The organism is Acidovorax sp. GW835-FHT14G06, from assembly GCF_058793595.1.
This window is the reverse complement of the sequence record NZ_JBXAGA010000008.1, coordinates 195,308-217,521: the sequence shown is the minus strand read 5'-3', so window position 1 is coordinate 217,521 and position 22,214 is coordinate 195,308. Positions and strand designations below refer to the sequence as shown.

Here is a 22,214-nt window from a genome sequence, read left to right as displayed (position 1 = left end):
TGACCCACAGCTATTGCAAATAGCAGAGAGCCTTGCCATGGACCTCAAACAGATCGAGTACTTTGTGCGGGTGGCCGAGCTGGGCAGCTTCACCCGCGCCTCGGTGGTGCTGGACATTGCCCAGCCCGCGCTGAGCCGCCAGGTGCGCCTGCTGGAGGTGGAGCTGCGCCAGAACCTGCTGGTGCGCAATGGCCGGGGTGCCACGCCCACCGAGGCGGGCAAACTGCTGCTGGAGCATGGGCGCGGCATCCTGCACCAGGTGGAGCGCGCCCGCGAGGAGCTGGGCCGCGTGCGCGGCGCGCTGGCCGGGCGTGTGGCCATCGGCCTGCCGCCCAGCATTGCCAAGGTGCTGACAGTGCCGCTGACCCGTGCCTTCCGCGTGAAGATGCCCGATGCGGCGCTGGCCATCAGCGAGGGGCTGTCGGTGGCCATGCGCGAGTCGCTGACCACCGGCCTGCTCGACATCGCGCTGCTCTACAACACCACGCCCGCGCCGGGCATCGAGACCACGGCGTTGCTGGAGGAAGACCTGTTTCTGGTGCAGCGCCGCGCCGTAGGCCAGAGCGAGGCAGAAGCCGACGCCCTGGCACGCACGCCCCTGCCGCTGGACGAGCTGCCGCGCTTTCCGCTGGTCATCCCCACCCGCCCCAACTCCATCCGCATGCTGGTGGAATCTGAGCTGGCCGCACGCGGCAAACGCCCGCAGATCAGCCTGGAGATCGACGGCGTGGCCGCCATCCTGGACCTGGTGGCCGATGGCGCGGGCTGCGCGGTGCTGCCCATGAATGCAGTCACCACCTCGGGCAAATCGGAGGTGTTCAGCACCCGGCCCATTCACGGCGCGGGCAGCGATGGGGATGGCGAGGGCGAGGGCGGCAGCACCCGCCTGCGCAGCAAGCTGTTCATGGCCGTGAGCTCACAGCGCCCGGCCACGCTCACACAGCAGGCGATGGCGGAGCTGATCCGCACTACGCTGCAGGCGTTGTACAGGTCTCCCCCCTGAGCAGCTGCGCGGTCTCCCCCCAGAGGTGGGACGGCGCCGTCGCTGCGGGGCGGCCCTTGCTTGGCGCCTCTGGCATTGCGCCGCGCCAGTTTCACCGGCAGGTGGCGAATTGCTGGGCTCAGTCGTTCGCGGGTGCGGTGGGCAAACTACCTAGCACCCGGTCTGCATAGTCCTGCCAGCGTGCGTCCTTGGGCAGGCCTTGAAACACGGCTTCGCGCGCCAGGTCGGCCACCCACTGCTGCTTGGCGGCGATGGCCGAGGCCATCAGCGGTTCCATGCCGGCCTCGCGCACCGTGTGGGCCGATTCGCGCATCTCTTCGGCTCGGCGCTGGCCGTGTTGCACGACACGGCTGAAGAAGTAGCGGCCCTGTTCGTGCCAGTCGATGGACGGAAAGGTCTCCGCCAGGGTCGGCAGCACATGGTCTTCCACGCCGTAGTGGCGGGCCGTGGTGTAGCTTTCAACGACCAGCGCCTCCAGGCCCTTGATCATGATGCTGCGGCACATCTTGATGGCGCTGGCCACACCCAGTTGCTCGCTCACGGGGTTGGCATCCATGCCCCAGCCGGTCAGCACAGCCGCCAACGCTGCAGCCTGCGCACCGCCCAGCAGCATGGGAACGCGGATGCCGTAGGGCGGCACCGAGGTCATCACACCCGCCTCGACATAGTGCGCGCCGCGCGCCTCGATGAGCGCAGCGGCCTGTTGCTTGGTGCCCGGCGATGCGGAGTTCAGGTCCAGGAACACGGTGCCGGGGCGGATGTGCTGCGCGGCCTCCTGCGCCACGGCCAGCGTGTTCGAAGCGGTGACAGCCGAGATGATGCAATCGCAGCGTGCGCACAGCGCCTGCATCGCATCCACGGCCACTACACCCGCTTGCGCGGCGTGCTGCCGCGTGGCATCGCGGTGCGCGGCATCGGCCAGCTTCAGATCCCATGCGGCGACGGAGGCCACGCCGGGCTGGACGCGCAAGCCCGCACTGAAGATCTTGCCCACCTCGCCATAGCCCACCAGGCCGATGTGTGTGATGTTCATTCGATGTTCCTTTCAGCCCCTGTATCACCGCTGGCACCGCCGGTACCGCTGACATGCAGCGGTGGTGCTCACTGCCGCGCGATCTTGGCCCTGGCGATCACGTCGCTCCAGCGGCGCACATCGGCCGCCAGGTGCTCGCCCAGCTGCGCGGGCGTACTGCCCTGGGCGTTCAGGTTCAGTTCCAGCAGGCGCTTTTTCACGTCGGGAAGGGCCAGTGCGGCCTGCACCTCGCGCGAAAGACGCTCCACCACCGCAACAGGAGTCTTGGCGGGCACGGCCAGACCGTTCCACGACGTGACGTTGAAGCCCGTCAGCGGCCCGCCGCTTTCGCGCACCGTGGGCACATCGGACAGCTGCGCCGCACGCTGCGCGCCCATCACCGCCAGCGGCCGCAATGCCTTGGCACCGATCTGCGGCATGAGGCCACCCAGGATGTCGATCATCACGTCGATCTCGCCGCCCCGCAGCGCCGTGATGACGGGCGGCGTGCCGTTGAAAGGCACCACCTGCGCATCGATGCCCGCCGTCACCTTGAACAGCTCGGCCGCCAGGTTCTGCGTGGTGCCGATCTGCGGGGTGCCGATGTTGAGCTTGCCCGGGTGGGCACAGGCGTAGGCCAGCAGCTCGGCCAGGGTGGCGAAGCGCCCGCCCTCCTTCACCACCACGGCCAGGTCGAAGGTGGCCAGCAGCGAGACGGGTGCAAAGTCCTTGAGCGTGTCGAACGGCAGCGACTGGAACAGCGCGGCGCTCACCGCCGTGCCACTGCTCACCAGCAGCAGCGTGTGGCCGTCTGGCTCGGCGCGCGCTACCAGGTCGCCTGCCACCACGCCGCCGGCGCTGGGCTTGTTCTCGATGACCACGCTTTGCCCCAGCGGGCCGGCGATCTTCTGGCCCACCGTGCGCGCCGTGATGTCGGCCGCGCCACCGGCGGCGTTGGGCACGACGATGCGCAGCGGGCGCGATGGAAAGGCCGCTTGCGCACTGGCCACACCGCTGAACGACACCGCCAGCCAGGCCAGGAGGGTTCTGCGGTGCACGGCGCTCATGGCGCGCGCTACCTCGCCACGCCCAGCAGGCGGTCCAGCAGCTCGGGCTGCGCGCTCAGCTCGGCAGCGCTGCCGGTGTGCACCACCGTGCCCCGGTCCAGCACAGCCGCGCGGTCGGAGATGGCCAGGATGGCTTGCGGGTGCTGCTCCACGATGATGGCCGACAGGCCCTCTTCGCGCGTGATACGCCGGATGGCGCGCAGCAGCTCTTCCACGATGATGGGCGCCAGGCCTTCGAGCGGCTCGTCGAGCAGCAGCAGGCGCGGGTTGAGCACCAGCGCGCGGCCCACGGCCAGCATCTGCTGCTCGCCACCCGACAGCTGCGTGCCCAGATTGGTCTTGCGCTCGGCCAGGCGAGGGAACATCTCGTACACGCGCTCGGGCGTCCACTGCCGCGCGGTCGAGCCTTTGCGTGCCGGGCGCGCCACGGCCGTGAGGTTCTCGTGCACGGTGAGCGACTTGAAGATATTGCGCTCTTGCGGCACCCAGCCGATGCCGGCCGCTGCACGTTCATGCGACGCCAACTTGTGCAGCGCCACACCGCCCAGGGTCACTCTGCCCGCGTGCTGGCGCGTGGCCCCGGCCAGCGTATTGATGAGCGTGGTCTTGCCCGTGCCGTTGCGGCCCAGCAGGGCCAGCGTGTCGCCTTCGGGCAGGGCCAGTGAAACCCCTTGCAGCACCACCGCCTCGCCATAGCCTGCGCTCAGGCCTTCAATGCGCAGCAACTCAGACATGGGCGTCCTCCCCATGGCCGAGGTAGACAGCCTTCACCTGCGGGTCGTTGGCAATCGTGTCCGGGTCGCCCTCGGTGAGCACCGTGCCGTTGACCAGGACCGTCATGCGGTTGGCAAAGCTGAAAACCAGGTCCATATCGTGTTCGATCAAAAGCACTGACACATCGGCGGGCAAGGCCGCCACGGTCTGCAGCAGCTCTTCGCGCTCGCCCGCAGGCACGCCAGCCACGGGCTCGTCGAGCAGCAGCACACGCGGCTCGCAGGCCAGTGCAATCGCAATCTCCAGCAGGCGGCGCTTGCCGTAGGCCAGAACGCGCGTTTCCTCGGCCATGACGGAGGTCAGGTGAAACTGCTCCAGCAGTTGCTCGCAACGTTCGGTGACCGCCTTGCGCGCACCCAGCGGTTGCCACCACTTGCCGCCCAGGCCCTGCTGCTGCGACACGGTGAGCGCCAGTGTCTCCAGCGGCGTGAGGGTGTCGAACAGCTGGTTGATCTGGAACGTGCGCACCATGCCGCGCTGCACGCGCTGGTGTGGCGCCAGGCGCGTGATGTCCTGGCCTTCGAGGGTGATGGAACCTTCGGTGGGCTCCAGCACGCCGGTCAGCAGGTTGATGAGCGTGGTCTTGCCCGCGCCATTGGGGCCGATGAGCGCATGGCGTGCGCCCTTTTGCAGGTTCAGCGTAACGTTGTTGGTGGCTGTGATGCCGCCAAAACGCTTGACCAGACCCTTGGCCGATAGCACGGTGGTGGAGGTTGTCGTGTTCATATCAATGGCCTCCCGCTTTGGAGGCAACCCCGGCCTTGCGACCGGCGCCAAACCAGGCCCAGGGGCGGAACAGACGGTCGCGCCCCACCAGCACCAGCACCACCAGGAACAGGCCGACCCAGAAGGTCCAGTACTGGGGTGTGATGGACGAGATCACATCCTGCAGCAGCTTGAAGCCGATGGCGCCGAGGATGCCGCCGTACAACCAGCCCACGCCGCCGATCACGAGGATCAGCATAACGTCGGCCGAGCGGTGGAACTCAAAAAGGTCGAGCGAGGCAAAGCCCGTGGTCTGCGTGAGCAAGGCGCCCGCAGCGCCAGCCAGCGCAGCGGCCAGCGTGTACACCTGCGCCAGCTTGGCCGTGACCGGAATGCCGATGGCCATGGCGCGCAGCCGGTTGTCGCGGATGGCCTTGAGCGTGGCACCAAAGGGCGACTGCACGATGCGGCGCGCGAGTAAAAAGAACACCAGCAGCACGGTGAGCGAATACCACGCGGCCGTGCGGCCGTACAGGTCGAACTCAAATTTGCCAAGCACCGGGCCCATCATCACGCCCTGCAGGCCGTCGGCACCGCCGGTCAGCCAGTCGAGCTTGTTGGCCAGCTCCAGCATCACCAGGCCCACACCCAGCGTGACCATGAGGCGGGTGAGATCGGTGCCGCGCATGATGGTGAGCGACGCCACGGCGCCCAGCACGGTGGCCGCGCCAATGCCCACGGCCAGGCCCACCAGCGGGTCGGGCATCACATGCTTGGCAAACAGCGCGGCCGCGTAGCCGCCCAGCCCGAAGAAAGCCGCGTGGCCCAGCGAGACGATGCCCGTGTATCCCAGGATGAGGTCCAGCGAAATCGCAAACAGCGCCACAATGGCAATCTCGTTGATGATGAGCGCGTGGCTCGGCAACGCCAGGGGCGCGGCAAAGGCCAGCAGCCACAGCACGGGCTCCCACCAGCGAAAGCGCCGGGCCTGCAGCAAGGTGTTTTGCGGGTTCGTCATCACTTGCCCCCCTTGCGCACAAAGAGGCCCTGGGGGCGCCAGATCAGGATCAGGATCATGAGGCTGTACACAATGAAAGCGCCCAGCTTGGGGATGTAGTACTTGCCTGCCACGTCGGCAATGCCGAGCAGCAGCGCAGCCAGCAGCGGGCCGGTGATGGAGGATGTGCCGCCCACAGCCACCACGATCAAAAAGTAGATCATGAACTTGAGCGGAAAGCTCGGGTCGAGCCCCAGCACTTCAGCACCCAGCGCGCCACCCAGCCCCGCCAAACCCGAGCCAAACGCAAAGGTGGACAGGAACACGATGTTCACGTTGATGCCCATGCCCGCAGCCACGCGCTGGTCGTCCACACTGGCGCGCAGGCGGCTGCCAAAGCGCGTTTTGGTCAGCACGTACTGCAAGCCCACGGTGAGCGCCGCGCACACCGCGATGATGAAAAGGCGGTAGTGACCCATGCCCAGCATCAATGCGCCGCTGCCGATCTCGGTACGGCCCTTGAGCCATTCGGGCAGCTGCATGATCTGCTGCGTGGAGCCCACAAAATAGTCCACGCTGGCCACGGCCATGAACACCAGGCCAATGGAGAACAGCACCTGGTCCAGGTGGGCCTTGTGGTACAGCGGGCGGTACAGAGTGCGCTCCAGCACACCGCCCAACAGGGCCGTACCGACAAAGGCGATGGGCAGGCAGACGAGGAACGGCACATCCAGCCGCTGCATGAGCAGCACCGTGATGTAGCCCCCCGCCATGGCAAAGGCACCGTGCGCGAGGTTGATGAAGTTCATCAGCCCCATGGTCACGGCCAGGCCCACCGCCAGAATGAACAGCAGCATGCCGTAGGCAACGCCGTCGAAAAGAATGGTCAGCATGAAATCACTTCATTGAAGACAAAAATGAACCACGGCACTGAGGCTGTGGCGGTGCCGGGGATTGCCAGGGCTGTGCGCTCAACGAACACGCCCCGGCTTCGACAGGCTCAGCCCGAACGGTTGTGGGGGACATCCCAGGATGCATGACACATGCCGCACCCCGAATCAGAACCCCGCCCTCAAAAACTGGCGCGCCCCAGGCCAGTGCCGCCGTGCAAGGGCCGCCCCGCCGCAGGGGCGGCGTCCCCTTGGGGGGAAGCCGCAAAGCGGCTCAGGGGGGCTTTCTATCCAGGGGTTACTTAGTTTTGCCGGGGTCCTTGACGTCCTTGATCACGTCGAACTCCACGTTGTACAGCTGGCCGTTCACACGCTCCACCTTGCGCAGGTACACGTCCTGCACGATGTCGCGGGTCTGCGCATCGATGAACACCTTGCCGCGCGGGCTTTCGAAGATCTGGCCCTTCATGGCGGCCAGCAGGGCGTCACCGCCGCCGGCACCCTTGGTGGTCTTGAGCGCTTCATAGATCACGCGCATGCCGTCATAGCCGCCCACGGCCATGAAGTTGGGACGCAGGCCCTTGTTGGCCTTTTCGAACGCTTCCACGAACTTCTTGTTCATGGGCGAGGGGTGTGCGGCCGAGTAGTGGTGCGAGGTGACCACGCCCAGCGCGCCATCGCCCATGTCGTTGAGTTGATCGTCATCGGTCACGTCGCCGGTGCCGATGAGCTTGATGCCGGCCTTGTCCATGCCGCGCTCCAGGAACTGCTTCATCACCGCTGCGCCTGCGCCCGAGGGCACAAAGACGAACAGCGCGTCGGGCTTGGCGTCGCGCACCTTCTGCAGGAAGGGGGCAAAGTCGGGGTTGCGCAGGGGCACGCGCAGGGCTTCGGTCACCTGGCCGCCGTTGAACGTGAGGCGCTGGTTGAAGAACTTCTCGGCGTCGATGCCGGGGCCGTAGTCGCTCACCAGGGTCACGACCTTCTTGATGCCGTTCTTGGGTGCCCAGTCGGCCAGGGCCACCGACACTTGCGGCAGCGTGAAGCTGGTGCGCACCACATAGGGCGATGCCTCGGTGATGCTGGAGGTGGCGGCAGCCATCACCACCAGGGGGGTCTTGGACTGCGTGGCCAGCGGGGCGGTGGCCATGGCCGAGGGCGTGATGCCCATGCCGGCGAGCACGTTGACCTTTTCGTTGACGACCAGCTCCTGGGCCAGGCGGCGGGTCACGTCAGGCAGGCTGGTGTCGTCCTTGATGATGAGCTGCACCTTCTTGCCACCCACCATGTCGCCGTTCTGGGCCATGTACAGGCGCGCTGCGGCTTCGATCTGGCGGCCGGTGGTGGCTTGCTGGCCGGTCATGGGCAGAACCAGGCCGATCTTGAACACGTTGTCCTGTGCCATGGCGGGCAGCACGGCCAGGCTGGTGGACAGCGCGATGGCGGCAGCAGCCGAGGCACGAAGAAGGTGGCGTTTTTGCATCGTTGTCTCCTGTGGAAAGTCGTTGTATACAGAAAAGGCTGGCGGGAGTTTCGCGTGGGCTGGGTTATTTCACAAGCGCAAATTCAAGCATTCAGGTATCGCCAAATGCAATAACTAACGGGGTGCAGCAGGCCGGTACTGACCGTTATGCCCGCTCGCGGATCAGCTGTACACCGGGCAAGCCCTGCACCTGCGACGCCTGCACCGCCGCCAGCAGGTTGCGCCGGGTGATGCGCGAGTGCTCACGCAGGATGGCCTCGGCCCGCGCGCCTTCGCGCCGCTCGATGGCGTCCAGCGCCTGGCGGTGCTGGTCCTGCGCCACCACCAGCATGTCGCGCGCCTGGGCCGAATGCGTCTGCACCACCACAAACGCAGAGGGCGACGCAAACGGCAGGCCCTTGACCCGGTCCAGCTCCCGCGCCACCACATCGCTGCCCACCATGCGGCTGAGCAGCAGGTGAAACCGCGCATTGAGTTCCACATAGCGCGAAAAGCCTTCGTCATCCAGCGTGGGAGGGGCCAGAGCACTGTCAATGGCGTCCAGGCAGGCGTGGGCCTCGGCCAACAGGGCGGGGGCCACGCCACGCTCTGCTGCCAGCCGGGCGGCCAGGCCTTCCATGGTGCCGCGCAGTTCAATGGCATCGGCCACGTCGGTTTCAGAGAACGTGCGCACGGCGTAGCCTCCCCCGGGCAGCCGGTGCAGCAGGCCCTCCTGCTCCAGCCGCATCAGCGCGGCGCGGATGGGCGTGCGCGACACCCCGAGCTTCTCGACGAGGGTCAGCTCGGCAATGCGGGCGCCGCCGGGCAGCTCGCCCGCCAGGATCATTTCGCGCAGGCGCAGCTGCGCCTTGACGGCCTGCGAGGTGCCTGCCTCGGAAGCCTCGGCCGGTGAAGCAATGGTCAGGGAGTCGGAAAGGTTCATGGCGGGTGATGGGATGGAATTCAGCCACCAGAATGTATACAGGAATCGGGGCGACTTCTACCCAAAAGCATATCCACCCATTACAAAACAACAGCTTATGAGATATACAGAAGTGTGATAGCTGTTTTACGGCTTTCTTATGTATACAGTGAATCGCCTTTTTCGCACAATTGCAGCAACTCAGCTGCGATCCGCACGCGGGCTGTATACCAAGACTGCGACAACACCTTCCACCCACGGAGAGAGACAACCATGTATCCCAAGAACGCCTGGTACGTAGCCTGCACGCCCGACGAGATCGCGGACAAGCCCCTGGGCCGCACCATCTGCGGCGAGAAGATCGTGTTCTACCGCCCCGCGCCCGATCAGGTCGCCGCGCTGGACGACTTCTGCCCCCACCGGGGCGCCCCGCTGTCGCTGGGCACGGTATGCGAAGGCCACCTGCAGTGCGGCTACCACGGCCTGCGGGTGGAATGCACGGGCAAGTCGGTGTCCATGCCCGGCCAGCGCGTGCAGGGGTTCCCCAAGGCGCGCGGCTTTCCGGTGGTGGAACGCTATGGCTTCATCTGGGTGTGGCCGGGTGAAGTCGACAAGGCCGACCCCGCCACCATCCACCACCTGCCCTGGGCGAACAACCCCGAATGGGCTTACGGTGGCGGGCTGTATCACATCGCCTGCGACTACCGCCTGATGATCGACAACCTGATGGACCTGACGCACGAGACCTATGTGCATTCCACCAGCATCGGCCAAAAGGAAATCGACGAGGTTCCCTGCAAGACCCGCGTGGAGGGTGAGGAGGTAATCACCAGCCGCTTCATGGAAGGCATCGAGGCACCACCGTTCTGGAAGATGGCGCTGCGCATGAACGGCCTGCCCGACGACCAGCCGGTGGACCGCTGGCAGATCTGCCACTTCACGCCGCCCAGCCATGTGCTGATCGAGGTGGGCGTGGCGCTGGCGGGCCACGGCGGCTACAACGCCCCGGCCGACAAGAAGGCATCGAGCATCGTGGTGGACTTCATCACACCCGAGACCGAGACCTCCATCCACTACTTCTGGGGCATGGCGCGCAACTTCAAGCCGCAGGACCCGTCGCTCACCACCCAGATCCGTGACGGCCAGGGCAAGATCTTTGCGGAGGACCAGCAGATGCTGGAGCTGCAGCAGGAAAACCTGCTGCGTTACCCCGACCGCAAGCTGCTCATGCTCAACATCGATGCGGGTGGCGTGCAGTCGCGCAAGATCCTGGACCGCCTGCTGGCGGCAGAACGCGCGCCTGCCGCATCGCAGGGAGTGGCCGCATGACCGCGCAGGAGACCCTGCAGGTCCGCGTCGTCAAGAAGCAGATCGAAGCCGAAGGCATCGCCAGCTATGAGCTGGCGCGCGTGGATGGCGCTGCGCTGCCGCCCTTCAGCGCAGGCTCGCACATCGATGTGCACTTGCCAGGCGGGCTGACGCGGCAGTACTCGCTGTGCAACGCTTCGCACGAGTCGCACCGCTACCGCATCGCCGTGTTGCGCGACGCGGCATCGCGCGGCGGCTCGGTCGCCATGCATGACAGCGTGCATGAGGGCGACGTGATCGCCATCAGCACGCCGCGCAACCACTTTGCGCTGCACCCCGCACAGCACACCCTGCTGCTGGCAGGCGGCATTGGCGTCACGCCGCTGCTGTGCATGGCCGACCGGCTGGCGCGCACGGGTGCTGACTTTGCGCTGCACTACTGCACACGCTCTGCCGAACGCACGGCATTTGCCGCCGAAATTGCCGCATCGGCGATTGCGCCCCACGCCCACTTTCACTTTGATGCGGGCGCCCCCGAGCAGAAGCTGGACACCGCCGCCGTGCTGGCTGCGCCCGACCCTGACAAGCGCCTGTATGTGTGCGGCCCGGCAGGCTTCATCGACCATGTGGTGACCACCGCCAAGGCCCTGGGCTGGGCGCAGGACCATATCCACCTTGAATACTTTGGTGCCCCCGCGCAGGACACCTCGGGCGATCAGGGCTTTGACGTGCGCATTGCCAGCACCGGCAAGGTCTACACCATTGCACCCGACGTGTCGGTGGTGGAAGCGCTGCGCGTTGAAGGCATCGACATCCTGACCTCGTGCGAGCAGGGCGTGTGTGGAACCTGCCTCACGCGCGTGCTGGAGGGCGAGGTGGACCACCGCGACATGTACCTGACGGACGAGGAAAAGGCAGCCAACGAGCAGTTCATGCCCTGCTGCTCTCGCGCGAGCAGCAAGCTGCTGGTGCTGGATTTGTAGGCGGCGAAAAACAAACGGCGCTGCAACTTTTTGGCTGCAGCGCCTTCTGCATTTACTCCTGAATTAATAGCTGCCAGCGCATATCAATCATGCGCCTGCGGCCTTTTTAGCTCAAAACAACGCTGCAAGGCCCCCCAGCCAGGCATGTGCTGCGCGCGAGAGGCTTGTGCAGCGTTACCTTCACTACTCTTCCGCCACCGCCGTGCGGATGGTGTCGCGGCCGTTGCGGTCCTTGGCGCGACCCAGGTCGGTGTCAAGAGCGCGGGCCAGCTTGTCGGCCGCGCCGATGAAGGCGTTGGCCATCTTGTCGGCCTCATCGGTCACGGTAACGGGCTGGCGGCCGGTGACGCGTGCCTCGATGCGGCAGCGCTTGTCATTGGCGCCGGACTTGCCCGCATCCACGTCGGAGAGAAACACCTCCAGCCGCGTCACATGGTCCTGAAAGCGGGACAGCCGGCTCTTGCACTCGTCCGTGATCCAGTGGGCCAGTGATTCGCCGCCGTGGATGTGGTCGTCCGTGTTGACTTGTACTTGCATGGGGAGAGTCCTTCCTGATGAAGTTGCGAAGCCCCCATCATGGCACCCGTATCCATACCCCCGGTAAATACATGTCAAAGGATGTTTACAGCTTGTCCAGCGCCACGGCGGGTTGCCAGGGGGTATCGGCGGACACCGCCCGCGCTTCGTCCACACGCTCCAGGAGGCGCGTGGCAGCCAGGTCGCCGGGCAGCCGCTCCAGCACCGTTCGCAGGTGCGACTCGGCCTCGGCCCAGTCGCGCGCATGGAAGGCGGTCAGCGCGGTCAGGCTGGCATCGCGCACGGCCGCATCGTCGCACGGTGTGAACACGCGCACGGGCTCGGTCTTGCCTTTGACGATCACATCGTCCAGTGCGCGCAATGCCACTGTCGGCGGCAGCTGCGCTGCGGTGGCGGCCGACAGCAGGATGCCGGTGCCAAACGCCTTGTTGGCGCCCTCCAGCCGCGCAGCGAGGTTCACCGCGTCGCCAATGGCTGTGTACGAAAAGCGCTGGTCCGAACCCACGTTGCCCACCACCACACGCCCCGTGTGCAGGCCGATGCGCATGTGGATAGGCGGCAGCCCGCGCGCACGCAGGCCGGCCACCAGCGCCTGCATGGCCTGCTGCATGGTGATGGCAGCGGCCACGGCGTGTTCAGCATGCTGCGGGTCGTCCAGCGGCGCACCCCAGAAGGCCATCACCGCGTCGCCAATGAACTTGTCCACGGTGCCGCCCGTGGCGTGCACGATGGGCGTCATGGCGTTGAAGTAGCCGGTGAGCACCTCCACCGTCTGCTCGGCGCTCAGCTGCTCGGACAGCGTGGTGAAGTTGGCCAGGTCAGTGAACATGAGCGTGACCTCGCGTGCCTCGCCGCCCAGGCGCATCAGCTCGGGCTGGGCAATGAGGCGAGAGACCACGGCGGGCGGCACGTACTGTGCAAACATCGCCCGGGTCTGGCGCGCGCGCTGGCGCACGACCGCATAGCCCACCAACGCAGCCGCCCCATAGATGGCCACCGCAGCCACCGCAGGCAGCAGCGGCGGCCACCACAGGCGCAAGCTGACAAACAGCCCCCAAGACACCGCGCCCATCGCCACCACCAGCGCTGCAGTCAGTGCCGCCGCGCCCGCCGGATGCAGGCGTCGGCTGGCCCACAGCAGCACCGGCAGCAGCAGCACGGTGATCGCCAGGGTCCATGCGTCCGACATGCTGCGCAGCCCGCCGCCGGAGAGATAGTTGTCCAGCAGCGTGGCTTGCAGCTCCACGCCCGGGAAAAGCCGCTCACCGCCCGCCGTGCCAAACGGCGAATTGAACAGGTCGGCCTGCGAGTGCGCCAGCTCGGTGGCGGTGCGCGCCGAGCGCCCCACCAGCACGATCTTGCCCTTGAAGAAACCTGCAGGCAGCAGCCCCGGCTCCAGCGCCTGGTAGAACGAGCGCGTGTCGAACGTGCCACGCGGTCCCCGGTAGCCGATCCAGTCGAAGTGGTGCAGCTCCGGCGTCTGGCCGCGCGCCTCGGTCACGCGCTGGGCCAGCCGCAGCGCAAAGCCTTCGCGCGCGACGGGTGCGCGGCGCACCACGAAGTCGTCGTCCGGCTCCACCCCGGCATCGCCCGCATCGGCGCCCGCATCGAGAAACCGCTGCAGCGGCTGGATGTCCATCCACAGCGCGGCATTGGCACTGTCGATCTTCTCGCGGGTGGAGGCCAGCACCACGGGCAAACCATGCCCCGCCTGGGCAATCGTGCGGTCCAGCGCTGCGTCCTCGGCCTCGGGGGTGGGTTCGGCAAAAACAATGTCCAGCCCCACGGCCAGGGCACCGTCTGCGCGCAACCGCTCCAGCAGCGCCGCATGCACGCTGCGCGGAAACGGCCAAGTCTGCTGCAGCTCCTGAAACGTCGGCTCGTCGATCGCAAGAATCACCACCGGCACGGCCGTGCGATGGGGCGCCGCCCACGCCGTCAGCACATCGAAGGTCTTGAACTCCAGCACGTGCCAGGTGCGGCTGAGCGTGGCGACCCCCACCAGCAGCAGCGCCAGCACACCCGCCGCCAGCGAGAGCCACCGCTGGCGGCGGGTGTGCGGCACCGTCGCCAGATCAGAAGCGGTAGCGCGCATCCAGAACATAGCGGGTCTTTTGCCGGTCGGACTTGGGCGCCCACAGGTTCAAGGCAGCAAAGCCCACCACCCAGCGTTTGTCCTGGGTTTCCCAGAAACCCATCAGGTCCACGCCCCAGCCCGGCGCGCGGCGCGTGAGGTTCTCCTTGTCCTCAAACCGCTCGGACCGGTACACCGCGCGCGCGCTCAGGTACAGGCGCTGCGCGCTGGCCCAGGTGGCGCCCAGTGCCACGGTATGGCGCGGGATGTAGGGAATGCGCCCCACCACCTCGGCACCAACGTCGAGCAAGCGGCTTTCGCTGTGCTTGTACAGGTACTTGGCGTAGCCCGACCAGCGGCGGCTGAACATGTGGTTGACCATGCCACCCAAGGTCTGCAGCGTGCCACGCTCAAAACTCGGCGTGTCTTCCAGCAGGTCGCTGGTGGACAGGTTGACGAGCTGCGCGTTGCGCATCTCTTCGAGGAACGGCAGGCTGGGCGTGCGCAGGTCCACCCCGACGGTACCCGGGTTGTTCACCCGCAGATGGTCAGCGCGCAGGCCCAAGAAGGTGTTGGCTCCCACCTCCATGCCCAGCTGCGCCACTGTGCGCTTGTGGCGGCCACCGGCTTCCACCAGCCGATCTTCGACAGGGATGCCTGCGGTCTCCACGCTGGCAAGGGTGGAGACGCTCAGGGGCCGCAACCAGTCCTGGTAGGCCACACGCAACGTGGTGCCCGCAGCGGGCTGCCACACCGCGCCCAGGCGCGGCGTGACCACGCGCTCGGTGTCCGCGCGGCGGGCCTGGTCTTCACTGAGAGCATCCAGCCCCACCAGATAGCTCTGCGTGAGGCCGTCCACACGGTGGCGGATCTGTTGCAGGCCCAGGGCTGCGTCCAGGGTCAGCGCCGGGTCGAGCCGCTGGGTAGTCGCCAGCGTGAGGCCGGTGTAACGACGGTCAATGCGGTTGTAGCCTGCCAGGACGAGGTAGTCGCGGTACAGGCCCACGCCGGGAATGTCTGCCACCACAGCGGCCTCGCCCGCCAAAAGGTTGTTCTGGCGCTCGCGCACATGCTCTAGCGTTACGCTCCAGCGGCTGCCGGGGGTGGTGTCCACGGTGTGGCGTAGCTGAATGTCGCTGAAGTCCTTGCGAGGGGCACTGCTCACGCCCATGACGGTCAGGAAAGGTGGCTCGATGTAGGCCGTGGGGTAGCGCAGCAATTGCAGGTTGTCCACGCTGCGGCCCAGCTTGATCCAGGTCTGCTCGGTCGGCCCCCATCGATAGGCCATACCCAGGGCCCCCTGGGTGACGGTGTCGTCCAGCGCCGTCTCCTGCGCGTTCTGGCCGCGCAGGCGCATGCTGAACTGGTTGGCGTAGGCAAACAGGTTGATGCGCTCGGTGGGCTGCATGCCCACCCCAGCGGTGATGGCATGGGCACGCAGGTCTCCCTCGCCCGCGCGCATGGCAGGAAGTCGGTTGACCTGCAGGTCGAACGGATAGGCACTCACATCCGCCGTCTGCGCCTTGAAGAACCACGACACGGGCACATGGCTGTTGTCCAGGCCGTTGAGCGTGACCGCTGGCGCACGCATGCGGTAAAACTCGCGGTCCAGGGTCATACCCACAGACCCGTGGCTGCCGGGCTGCTGCAGCAGCGGCGAATAACGCTGGCTGCCCCCAAACGCCATGGGGTCCGTCAGAAAGCCCTGGAACAGCGCCGAGTTCTTGTTGAATTCGCCCGCATAGCGGTCTGCCATGAACAAATGGCTGCCGCCCCAGTAGGGGTAGAAGCTCTGCTGCGCCATCTCCAGCGCCCAGTCCTCCATGCCAAAGAACGCGAGCGATGCGCCCAGGTTGGCACTGCCCTTCTGGTCGTTGGCCACCTGGTTGAGCGACTTGAGGTACGGCATGCGCACCACGGCCGCGCGCGCAGCCTCCACCGCTTCGCCGGGCTGGAACAGATCGGTGTGGATCTGCGCAAGCAGCATGTAGGGCACCGGGTCCTTGTCGTCCAACACGGTCGCCTGCTGCAAAGTGGTCAGCGCATCCTGATGGCGGCCCAGCTGGTAGTACGCCACGGCGGTCCAGGTCTTGGCGCGGGCATAGCGTGGCTCCATCACGCCCGCCCGCAAGAAGGCATCCAGTGCGGCATCCGGCTGCCCCTGCTTGAGGTGCAGCAGCCCCTGGCCGGTGTGCGCGACGTAATCCGCCGGGTTGTCGCCCAGCGCGGTGGCAAATGCCTGGCCCGCTTCGGTGAACTGGTTCACAAAGGTTTCCAGCGTGCCCAGCTCGCCCCAGGCGCCGGGCGACTGCGGTGACAGCTGCAGGGCTCGCCGCAGGTTTTCGCGGGCGGGGCGTGGGTCTTCGCGCTCGGTGTGTGCACTGCCCAGGCCCTGCCAGGCGCGCGCATCGCCAGGTGCCAGCGTCTGGGCTTCGGCGTACGCGGCCAGCGTGCCGGGCGCATCGCCCCGGCGCCGGGCCAGCTCTGCACGCACCAGCGCCAGATCGGCATGGGCTGTGCCTTGCGCAGGGGCCAGGGTGGCTGCGGCTTCGTCCATACGGTCGCTCAGGATCTGCACCCGCGCAAGCTGCGCCACCAGGGCCGGGTGGGCCGGCCAGCGCTGCAGCGCGGTGCGCAGCGTACCGGCCGCTGCAGCCCCTTCGCCCTCCATGAGCTGCACGTCGGACTGCATGAGCCACGCGGGCAGCGGCGCGGCGTCCACCGCAGCCACCTGCCGCGCCAGCGACCCGCGTGCGGCCAGCAGGTCGCCCGCCTGCAGGGCCACGGCCGCATCAAACACATCCACCCATACAGGCGCTGCGGTAGTGCGCGCCTGCGCCAGCGCGGCACGGGCCGCCGCGAGGTCGCGCGCCGCCAGGGCATCCCGTACGGGCACCATCACTGCAGGTACGGGCTCGGCCGACAGATGGGGCACCGGGTCGGCCCGCAGCGCGTTGACCCACTGGATGCGGTCTCGCGGCTGGCTCAGCACCAGCTTGACCGGGGCCTTGCCCACTTCGGCCAGCGCCGCTTCGTTGGCGCCCACCGACACCGAGCCCTGCGCGTTGGAAAACTCCACCGTGCCCGAGAGCACCGTTATCAGCGTGCGGCCATCGTCTTCGACACTGATGTCCCAATCAGTGCCACGGATCGCTGCGGTCGCGGCCGGTGTCTCCAGGTTCAGGCGGCTGCCGTTGGCGCGTTTGGTCTGCGTCCAGGCGCGGCCGGCGTTGAGCAGCAAGGTGGTCACGGGCTGTGCCGGGGTGGCCACGCCCTTGACCTGCAGCACCGTGTTCTGGTGCAGTCGCAGCTGGGTGTCGTCCGCGAACAGCAGCGCCATCTTGGCGGCCTGGCGCGTGCGCACAAAGTCGCCCTGGGCCAGCGCCTGGGCCAGTCGGGCAGGGCCCCAGTCGGCTGCGGTGGCGGCACGCTGGTCGCCGGTGCCTTGCAGGCTGATGATCTCGGCCGCCGCACCGGCGGGCACGGTGGCCTGGGCCACCAGCGGGCAGGCGACCGCTGTCGCGGCCACCAGCGCAGCCACGGCGGACAAACGGAATCTTGGATGGGACATTTTTCTGCTTTCGGGGAAGGCATGCATCGCTCCACCGGGCGCCCCTCCCTCGCGCTGGGTGAGCCGAAATTATGGCCAGCACCCCCACAAAATTCGCCAGCCTCCAAGAGCCATACAGACACAATTCATGAAGAAAGCCACATTTCGCAGCAGGTTGTGACAGATGGCGCGCCCCGTCAACCCGGGGAGGGCGCGGCGGCGCTCCGCACGGCCCTTTCCTACAGACGCCGTAGGGCGCGCGGTGCTACAACTGCACTGATCGCGCGCACAAGCGCTGCCCGGAGCTTTCCCACATGCCTGCTGCCCCCCGCCTCAAGATTGGCCTGTCCGCCTGCTTTCAACACGCCGACCCTGCGCGCCCGCTGTTCAAGGGCAAGACGCTGCAGTACGTCGAGCAGTCCATCGCCCACTGGCTGATGTCGGCCGGTGCCATGGTGGTGATGGTGCCCTGCCCCACGGGCGAGACGGCACGTGGCGATGTGACGCTGGACCACTATGCCGAATGGCTGGACGGTATCGTGATGCACGGCGGCGCCGACGTGTGGCCGGGCAACTATGGCGAGGAGCCCCTGCGCGAGGAGTGGGTGGGCGACCGCGTGCGCGACCTGTACGACCTGGCCGTGGTCAAAGCCTTTGCCCAGGTGGGCAAGCCCATCTTCGGCGTGTGCCGGGGCCTGCAGCTCATCAACGTGGCCTTTGGCGGCGCGCTGTACCAGGACATCGAGTCACAGCACCCCGGCGCGCAGCAGCACCGCAACGCCACCACCTACGACCAGCATTTCCACGACATCCAGATCCTTCCCGACTCGCACCTGGCCAAGCTGTACCCCAACACGCCACGCGCTCGGGTCAACAGCATTCACCACCAGGGCATCAAACGCGTGGCGCCCGAGTTTGTGGTCGAGGCCCTGAGCGAGCCCGACGGCGTGCCCGAAGCCATCCGCCTCCAACCCGCGCCAGGGCGCGGCTACATCGCCGCCACGCAGTGGCACCCGGAGTTCCACAAGCAGGGATCGGATACGCTGGACGACACGGCCATCCTGAATGACTTTCTGGCAGCCTGCGAGCAGGCCAAGGCGCACCCGCGACCTGTGTCGCGCCCCGCGCCATCGCTGCGGGAGCGGGCGGCGCGGCGGCTGCGAAAGGCGCTGTCACGGCAGCGCGACTGACCCTGCGGGTCAGGCTCCTTCCACAGGCAACACAGCGGCCGAGACATCCTGCAGCTGCGCCCGCAGCCAGCGGTGTGCCGCGTCCTGCTGGTAGCGCACATGCCAGATCAGGTACATGGGCAGGCTGGGGCAGGCCACAGGCACCGGTACACCCGCCAGCGCAGCCAATGCAGTGCGCCCCATCAGCGACGGCGCGGTGGTGAGGAGCGAAGTGCCCCGCACAAACGCTGGCAGCGCAGCAAAGCCCGGCACGCGCACCACCAGGCGGCGGCACACGCCACGTGCTTCCAGTTGCCGGTCCAGGTCCAGCCCCCGGCGCGCCTCGTAGGCTACCGTGGCATGGTCTGCGGCCAGGTACTCGGCCTCTGAGACCGGGGCACTGCGCATGGCGGGGTCATAGAACACACGGTACTGGTCTTCCAACAAGCGCTTTTGCACGATGTCGGTGCCCTCGGGCGGGCGGGGGCTGATGACGAGCTGGCATGCATCAGACCGCAGCAGCTCCGCGCTGGGCGCGCCGCTGGGCACGATGCGCAGCGTGACGCCCGGCGCTGCGCTGCGCAGGCGGGCCGCCAGCGCGGGCAGCAGCAAATCACGCTGGAAGTCGTTGGCCGCAATCGTCAGTTCGGCCTGCCACGCTGCAGGGTCAAACTCGGCCCCTTGGGCAAACAGCTGCATCTGGTGCAGCATGTCGCGCGCAGGCTGGGCCAGGGCCTCGGCGCGGGCGGTAGGCACAATGCCGCGCCCGCGCTTCACAAACAGCGGGTCGCCGGTGATGGCGCGCAACTTGTCGAGCAAGTGGCTCACCGCCGACTGGGTCACGCCCAGGCGCTCGGCCGCCGCCGTGATGCTGCCCGTCTCCAGCACCGCCAGCAGCAGCTTCAGCAGGTGGCCGTCCAGCGCTGATCCATCGAAATTGCTCATGCATTCGATGATGTTTTCAGGCTTCATCTTTGGCAATGGCGTCGCGACACTGCGGGCTGACTTACATCAAGCCCCGGAGACTTCCATGCCTTCCCCACTGCCCCCGATCCCCGGCACCACGCCGTTCGATGGCGACCAGGCCCGCAAGGGCTATGCGCTGAACAAGATGTGCTTTTCGTTCAACGACGAGACCAACCGCAAGGCCTTTGTGGCCGACGAAGAGGCGTACATGCGCAAGTACGGCCTGAACGAACAGCAGGCCGCCGCCATCCGCGCCAAGAACGTGCTGCAGCTGATTGCTGCAGGCGGCAACGCCTACTACCTGGCCAAGTTTGCGGGCATCTTCAAGCTGGACATGCAGGACATCGGCGCGCAGCAGACGGGCATGACCAAAGACGAATTCAAGGCCATGCTCGTGGCCGCAGGAAAAGACTGAGCCCCCACGCTCCCCACTGCGTGTGGTTCGCTGCCCCCCAGGGGGCCTCAGGCGGCTTGGGGCGGCCCGGCGCCGCCTGAACAACACACGCCACAACAACCTTCATCAGGAAAACGAAATGGCACAACTCATCGGCGGCCTCGGCACCTCGCACATCCCGGCCATTGGCAACGCCATCCACAAGGGCCTGCAAAACGAGCCGTACTGGAAGCCCTTCTTCGACGGCTTTCCGCCCATCCGCCAGTGGCTGGGCGAGAAGCAGCCTGACGTGGTGGTGATGTTCTACAACGACCACGGCCTGAACTTCTTCCTCGACAAAATGCCCACCTTTGCCGTGGGCGCAGCGGCCCAATACAACAACGCCGACGAGGGCTGGGGCATCCCCACGCTGCCGCCGTTCAAAGGCGAGGTGGAATTGTCGTGGCACCTCATCAACACGCTGATCGACCAGGAGTTTGATGTGACCACCTGCCAGGAGATGCTGGTGGACCACGCCTGCACGCTGCCGCTCAAGCTCTTTTGGCCCGAGGGCGATTGCCCGGTGACGGTGGTCCCTGTGTGCATCAACACCGTGCAGTTTCCGCTGCCCTCGGCCAAGCGCTGCTACGCGCTGGGCAAGGCCGTGGGCCAGGCGATCCAGAGCTCGGACAGCGACAAGAAGGTGGCGGTGATTGCGTCGGGCGGCCTCAGCCACCAGCTCGATGGCGAGCGCGCAGGCTTTATCAACAAGGCGTTTGACCTGCAGTTCATCGAGAGCCTGACCACCAACCCCGAATGGGCCACGCAGTACAGCGTGCACGAGCTGGTGGAAAAGACCGGCACCCAGGGCGTGGAGCTGCTGATGTGGCTGGCGATGCGCGGGGCGCTGTCCACCGCCAGCGCGGGCGTGCGGCGGGTGCACAGCAACTACCACATCCCCATTTCGAACACGGCCACGGCGGTGATGGCCCTCGAAACGGTGTAATCCAGCAGATTTTGGGGGTTTTTGACTGCAAGCGCTTGATTTACAAGCACCCTAAGCTATCAAATTAGGAGCAAGCAGCAGACATCGCTTGACCCCAGACTGGCGTCAGGCAATCAAAATACTGTAAATTCATCCAGTGAATTTACAGTCCAAACTCGCCATCCTGGCCGACGCCGCCAAGTACGACGCCTCGTGTGCATCGAGCGGCGCTGCGCCGCGCAACTCGGTGGGCGGGCGCGGCATGGGCTCGACCGAGGGCATGGGCATCTGCCACAGCTACGCGCCGGACGGGCGCTGCATCTCCCTGCTCAAGATTCTGCTCACCAACTTCTGCCAGTACGACTGCCTGTACTGCGTGAACCGCGTGACCAGTAACGTGCCCCGGGCGCGCTTCACGGTCGATGAGGTGGTGCGGCTCACGCTGGACTTTTACCGCCGCAATTGCATCGAGGGGCTGTTCCTCTCCAGCGGCATCATCCAGAGCCCTGACTACACCATGGAGCAGGTGGTGGAGGTGGCCCGCGTGCTGCGCGAAGAGCACGACTTTCGCGGCTACATCCACTTGAAGACCATCCCCGACGCATCGCCCGAGCTGATGGAACGCGCCGGCCGCTATGCCGACCGCCTCTCCATCAACATCGAGCTGCCCACCGCCGAGGGCTTGAAGGCTCTGGCTCCTGAGAAAGACAGCGCCGCCATCGACCGGTCCATGGCCCGCATGGCGGTGCACATTGGCGAATCGCGTGCGGCCCGCAAGGAGCAAGCCGCGCAGACCATCGTGTCCATGCCGCAGTCGCGCACCACACGCCGCGCCAGCGTGCCGCACTTCGCGCTAGGCGGGCAGAGCACGCAGATGATCGTGGGGGCCGATGCCACCAGCGACCGCACCATCCTCGCCACCAGCGCGCGGCTGTATGGCGCGCACCAGCTGCGGCGCGTGTATTACTCAGCCTTCAGCCCCATCCCCGACGCGGCCCACGCCCTGCCGCTGGCCGCACCACCCACGGTGCGCGAGCACCGGCTGTACCAGGCCGACTGGCTGATGCGCTTTTACGGCTTCACCCACGACGAGATCGTGCCGCCCTCCCAAGTGGGCATGCTGGCGCTGGACATGGACCCCAAGCTGGCCTGGGCGCTGGCGCACCGCGAGCGTTTTCCGGTCAACCTCAACACCGCCCCGCGCGAACTGCTGCTGCGCGTGCCCGGGTTTGGTGTGCAGACGGTGGACCGCCTGCTGGCCGCCCGCCGCGTGCGCCGCCTGCGGCATGCGGACCTGGCGCGGCTGCACGTGCCGCTGAAGAAAGTGCTGCCCTTTGTGGAGGCGGCCGACTACCGCCCCGGGCGTGCGCTGGACGCAGCGGACCTGGCTGCACAACTGGCGCCGCCGCCGGTGCAGCGCAGCCTGTTCTGAGCTGG

Annotated in this window: 19 protein-coding genes; 7 read left to right on the top strand and 12 right to left on the bottom strand. The window is 66.8% G+C overall.

Going from position 1 to position 22,214, the window contains the following annotated elements:
• The first annotated feature begins 37 nt into the window (after positions 1–37).
• Positions 38–1,003 carry a LysR substrate-binding domain-containing protein gene (locus AC1Q64_RS16115; RefSeq protein WP_291434224.1) on the top strand — a complete coding sequence of 322 codons (966 nt, stop codon included), beginning with the start codon at positions 38–40 and terminating at the stop codon, positions 1,001–1,003.
• A gap of 118 nt (positions 1,004–1,121) precedes the next feature.
• Here AC1Q64_RS16115 and AC1Q64_RS16110 read toward each other — a convergent pair whose 3' ends face one another.
• From AC1Q64_RS16110 to AC1Q64_RS16075, 8 genes are all read right to left on the bottom strand, one after another.
• Positions 1,122–2,036 (bottom strand): DUF1932 domain-containing protein, encoded by a 915-nt coding sequence (locus AC1Q64_RS16110; RefSeq protein ID WP_492252036.1) that lies wholly within the window; start codon positions 2,034–2,036, stop codon positions 1,122–1,124.
• 68 nt (positions 2,037–2,104) lie between these two features.
• Positions 2,105–3,082, bottom strand: a complete 978-nt coding sequence (locus tag AC1Q64_RS16105) for a Bug family tripartite tricarboxylate transporter substrate binding protein (protein ID WP_492252035.1) — start codon at positions 3,080–3,082, stop codon at positions 2,105–2,107.
• Positions 3,083–3,090: 8 nt separating this feature from the next.
• On the bottom strand, positions 3,091–3,816 hold the full coding sequence (locus AC1Q64_RS16100; protein WP_492252034.1) for an ABC transporter ATP-binding protein: 726 nt from the start codon (positions 3,814–3,816) through the stop codon (positions 3,091–3,093).
• Positions 3,809–4,582 (bottom strand): ABC transporter ATP-binding protein, encoded by a 774-nt coding sequence (locus AC1Q64_RS16095; protein WP_192419086.1) that lies wholly within the window; start codon positions 4,580–4,582, stop codon positions 3,809–3,811. The genes AC1Q64_RS16100 and AC1Q64_RS16095 overlap by 8 nt, the downstream gene beginning before the upstream one ends.
• A 1-nt stretch (position 4,583) precedes the next feature.
• Positions 4,584–5,579 (bottom strand): branched-chain amino acid ABC transporter permease, encoded by a 996-nt coding sequence (locus AC1Q64_RS16090; RefSeq protein WP_492252033.1) that lies wholly within the window; start codon positions 5,577–5,579, stop codon positions 4,584–4,586.
• A complete protein-coding gene (locus AC1Q64_RS16085) occupies positions 5,579–6,451 on the bottom strand; it encodes a branched-chain amino acid ABC transporter permease (RefSeq protein ID WP_060984885.1) in 873 nt (290 codons plus the stop codon). Before AC1Q64_RS16085 ends, AC1Q64_RS16090 begins: the two co-directional genes overlap by 1 nt.
• 295 nt (positions 6,452–6,746) lie before the next feature.
• A complete protein-coding gene (locus AC1Q64_RS16080; protein ID WP_492252032.1) occupies positions 6,747–7,931 on the bottom strand; it encodes an ABC transporter substrate-binding protein in 1,185 nt (394 codons plus the stop codon).
• 145 nt (positions 7,932–8,076) lie between these two features.
• Positions 8,077–8,853 (bottom strand): GntR family transcriptional regulator, encoded by a 777-nt coding sequence (locus AC1Q64_RS16075; protein WP_492252031.1) that lies wholly within the window; start codon positions 8,851–8,853, stop codon positions 8,077–8,079.
• A gap of 252 nt (positions 8,854–9,105) precedes the next feature.
• Here AC1Q64_RS16075 and AC1Q64_RS16070 point away from each other — a divergent pair, with 252 nt between their 5' ends.
• Together AC1Q64_RS16070 and AC1Q64_RS16065 are read left to right on the top strand one after the other, a co-directional pair.
• Positions 9,106–10,161: an aromatic ring-hydroxylating dioxygenase subunit alpha gene (locus AC1Q64_RS16070; protein WP_492252030.1), complete on the top strand. Its 1,056-nt coding sequence runs from the start codon at positions 9,106–9,108 to the stop codon at positions 10,159–10,161.
• Positions 10,158–11,123 carry a PDR/VanB family oxidoreductase gene (locus AC1Q64_RS16065; RefSeq protein WP_492252029.1) on the top strand — a complete coding sequence of 322 codons (966 nt, stop codon included), beginning with the start codon at positions 10,158–10,160 and terminating at the stop codon, positions 11,121–11,123. Before AC1Q64_RS16070 ends, AC1Q64_RS16065 begins: the two co-directional genes overlap by 4 nt.
• Positions 11,124–11,306: 183 nt before the next feature.
• Here AC1Q64_RS16065 and AC1Q64_RS16060 read toward each other — a convergent pair whose 3' ends face one another.
• The 3 genes from AC1Q64_RS16060 to AC1Q64_RS16050 form a co-directional block, all read right to left on the bottom strand.
• The gene (locus tag AC1Q64_RS16060; protein WP_492252028.1) at positions 11,307–11,660 is read right to left on the bottom strand and encodes an HPF/RaiA family ribosome-associated protein; all 354 of its coding nucleotides are present in this window, start codon (positions 11,658–11,660) and stop codon (positions 11,307–11,309) included.
• Positions 11,661–11,745: 85 nt separating this feature from the next.
• The gene (locus tag AC1Q64_RS16055; RefSeq protein ID WP_492252027.1) at positions 11,746–13,764 is read right to left on the bottom strand and encodes a CHASE2 domain-containing protein; all 2,019 of its coding nucleotides are present in this window, start codon (positions 13,762–13,764) and stop codon (positions 11,746–11,748) included.
• Positions 13,736–17,305, bottom strand: coding sequence for a TonB-dependent receptor domain-containing protein (locus AC1Q64_RS16050; RefSeq protein ID WP_492252026.1), 3,570 nt, complete (start codon positions 17,303–17,305; stop codon positions 13,736–13,738). Before AC1Q64_RS16050 ends, AC1Q64_RS16055 begins: the two co-directional genes overlap by 29 nt.
• A 293-nt stretch (positions 17,306–17,598) precedes the next feature.
• Here AC1Q64_RS16050 and AC1Q64_RS16045 point away from each other — a divergent pair, with 293 nt between their 5' ends.
• Entirely contained in the window at positions 17,599–18,474 is an 876-nt protein-coding gene (locus tag AC1Q64_RS16045) for a gamma-glutamyl-gamma-aminobutyrate hydrolase family protein (protein WP_492252025.1), read from the top strand.
• Positions 18,475–18,483: 9 nt separating this feature from the next.
• On the opposite strand, the gene AC1Q64_RS16040 is transcribed toward AC1Q64_RS16045, so the two are convergent.
• Positions 18,484–19,425: a LysR family transcriptional regulator gene (locus AC1Q64_RS16040; protein WP_492252024.1), complete on the bottom strand. Its 942-nt coding sequence runs from the start codon at positions 19,423–19,425 to the stop codon at positions 18,484–18,486.
• A 58-nt stretch (positions 19,426–19,483) separates the two neighbouring features.
• Between AC1Q64_RS16040 and AC1Q64_RS16035 the strand changes: the two genes are divergently transcribed.
• The 3 genes from AC1Q64_RS16035 to AC1Q64_RS16025 all read left to right on the top strand — a co-directional run bounded on the left by AC1Q64_RS16035 (position 19,484) and on the right by AC1Q64_RS16025 (position 22,209).
• Complete coding sequence (locus AC1Q64_RS16035; RefSeq protein ID WP_492252023.1) at positions 19,484–19,834, top strand: protocatechuate 4,5-dioxygenase subunit alpha; 351 nt, start codon at positions 19,484–19,486, stop codon at positions 19,832–19,834.
• A 118-nt stretch (positions 19,835–19,952) separates the two neighbouring features.
• Complete coding sequence (locus AC1Q64_RS16030) at positions 19,953–20,798, top strand: class III extradiol dioxygenase family protein (RefSeq protein WP_492252022.1); 846 nt, start codon at positions 19,953–19,955, stop codon at positions 20,796–20,798.
• A 136-nt stretch (positions 20,799–20,934) separates the two neighbouring features.
• Complete coding sequence (locus AC1Q64_RS16025) at positions 20,935–22,209, top strand: putative DNA modification/repair radical SAM protein (RefSeq protein WP_492252021.1); 1,275 nt, start codon at positions 20,935–20,937, stop codon at positions 22,207–22,209.
• Positions 22,210–22,214 lie beyond the last annotated feature (5 nt).

Bases quoted from the DNA above. Each gene is read 5' to 3' on its own strand.
- AC1Q64_RS16115 (WP_291434224.1), top strand. From the start codon at position 38: ATGGACCTCAAACAGATCGAGTACTTTGTGCGGGTGGCCGAGCTGGGC.
- AC1Q64_RS16110 (WP_492252036.1), bottom strand. From the start codon at position 2,036: ATGAACATCACACACATCGGCCTGGTGGGCTATGGCGAGGTGGGCAAG.
- AC1Q64_RS16105 (WP_492252035.1), bottom strand. From the start codon at position 3,082: ATGAGCGCCGTGCACCGCAGAACCCTCCTGGCCTGGCTGGCGGTGTCG.
- AC1Q64_RS16100 (WP_492252034.1), bottom strand. From the start codon at position 3,816: ATGTCTGAGTTGCTGCGCATTGAAGGCCTGAGCGCAGGCTATGGCGAG.
- AC1Q64_RS16095 (WP_192419086.1), bottom strand. From the start codon at position 4,582: ATGAACACGACAACCTCCACCACCGTGCTATCGGCCAAGGGTCTGGTC.
- AC1Q64_RS16090 (WP_492252033.1), bottom strand. From the start codon at position 5,579: ATGACGAACCCGCAAAACACCTTGCTGCAGGCCCGGCGCTTTCGCTGG.
- AC1Q64_RS16085 (WP_060984885.1), bottom strand. From the start codon at position 6,451: ATGCTGACCATTCTTTTCGACGGCGTTGCCTACGGCATGCTGCTGTTC.
- AC1Q64_RS16080 (WP_492252032.1), bottom strand. From the start codon at position 7,931: ATGCAAAAACGCCACCTTCTTCGTGCCTCGGCTGCTGCCGCCATCGCG.
- AC1Q64_RS16075 (WP_492252031.1), bottom strand. From the start codon at position 8,853: ATGAACCTTTCCGACTCCCTGACCATTGCTTCACCGGCCGAGGCTTCC.
- AC1Q64_RS16070 (WP_492252030.1), top strand. From the start codon at position 9,106: ATGTATCCCAAGAACGCCTGGTACGTAGCCTGCACGCCCGACGAGATC.
- AC1Q64_RS16065 (WP_492252029.1), top strand. From the start codon at position 10,158: ATGACCGCGCAGGAGACCCTGCAGGTCCGCGTCGTCAAGAAGCAGATC.
- AC1Q64_RS16060 (WP_492252028.1), bottom strand. From the start codon at position 11,660: ATGCAAGTACAAGTCAACACGGACGACCACATCCACGGCGGCGAATCA.
- AC1Q64_RS16055 (WP_492252027.1), bottom strand. From the start codon at position 13,764: ATGTTCTGGATGCGCGCTACCGCTTCTGATCTGGCGACGGTGCCGCAC.
- AC1Q64_RS16050 (WP_492252026.1), bottom strand. From the start codon at position 17,305: ATGTCCCATCCAAGATTCCGTTTGTCCGCCGTGGCTGCGCTGGTGGCC.
- AC1Q64_RS16045 (WP_492252025.1), top strand. From the start codon at position 17,599: ATGCCTGCTGCCCCCCGCCTCAAGATTGGCCTGTCCGCCTGCTTTCAA.
- AC1Q64_RS16040 (WP_492252024.1), bottom strand. From the start codon at position 19,425: ATGAAGCCTGAAAACATCATCGAATGCATGAGCAATTTCGATGGATCA.
- AC1Q64_RS16035 (WP_492252023.1), top strand. From the start codon at position 19,484: ATGCCTTCCCCACTGCCCCCGATCCCCGGCACCACGCCGTTCGATGGC.
- AC1Q64_RS16030 (WP_492252022.1), top strand. From the start codon at position 19,953: ATGGCACAACTCATCGGCGGCCTCGGCACCTCGCACATCCCGGCCATT.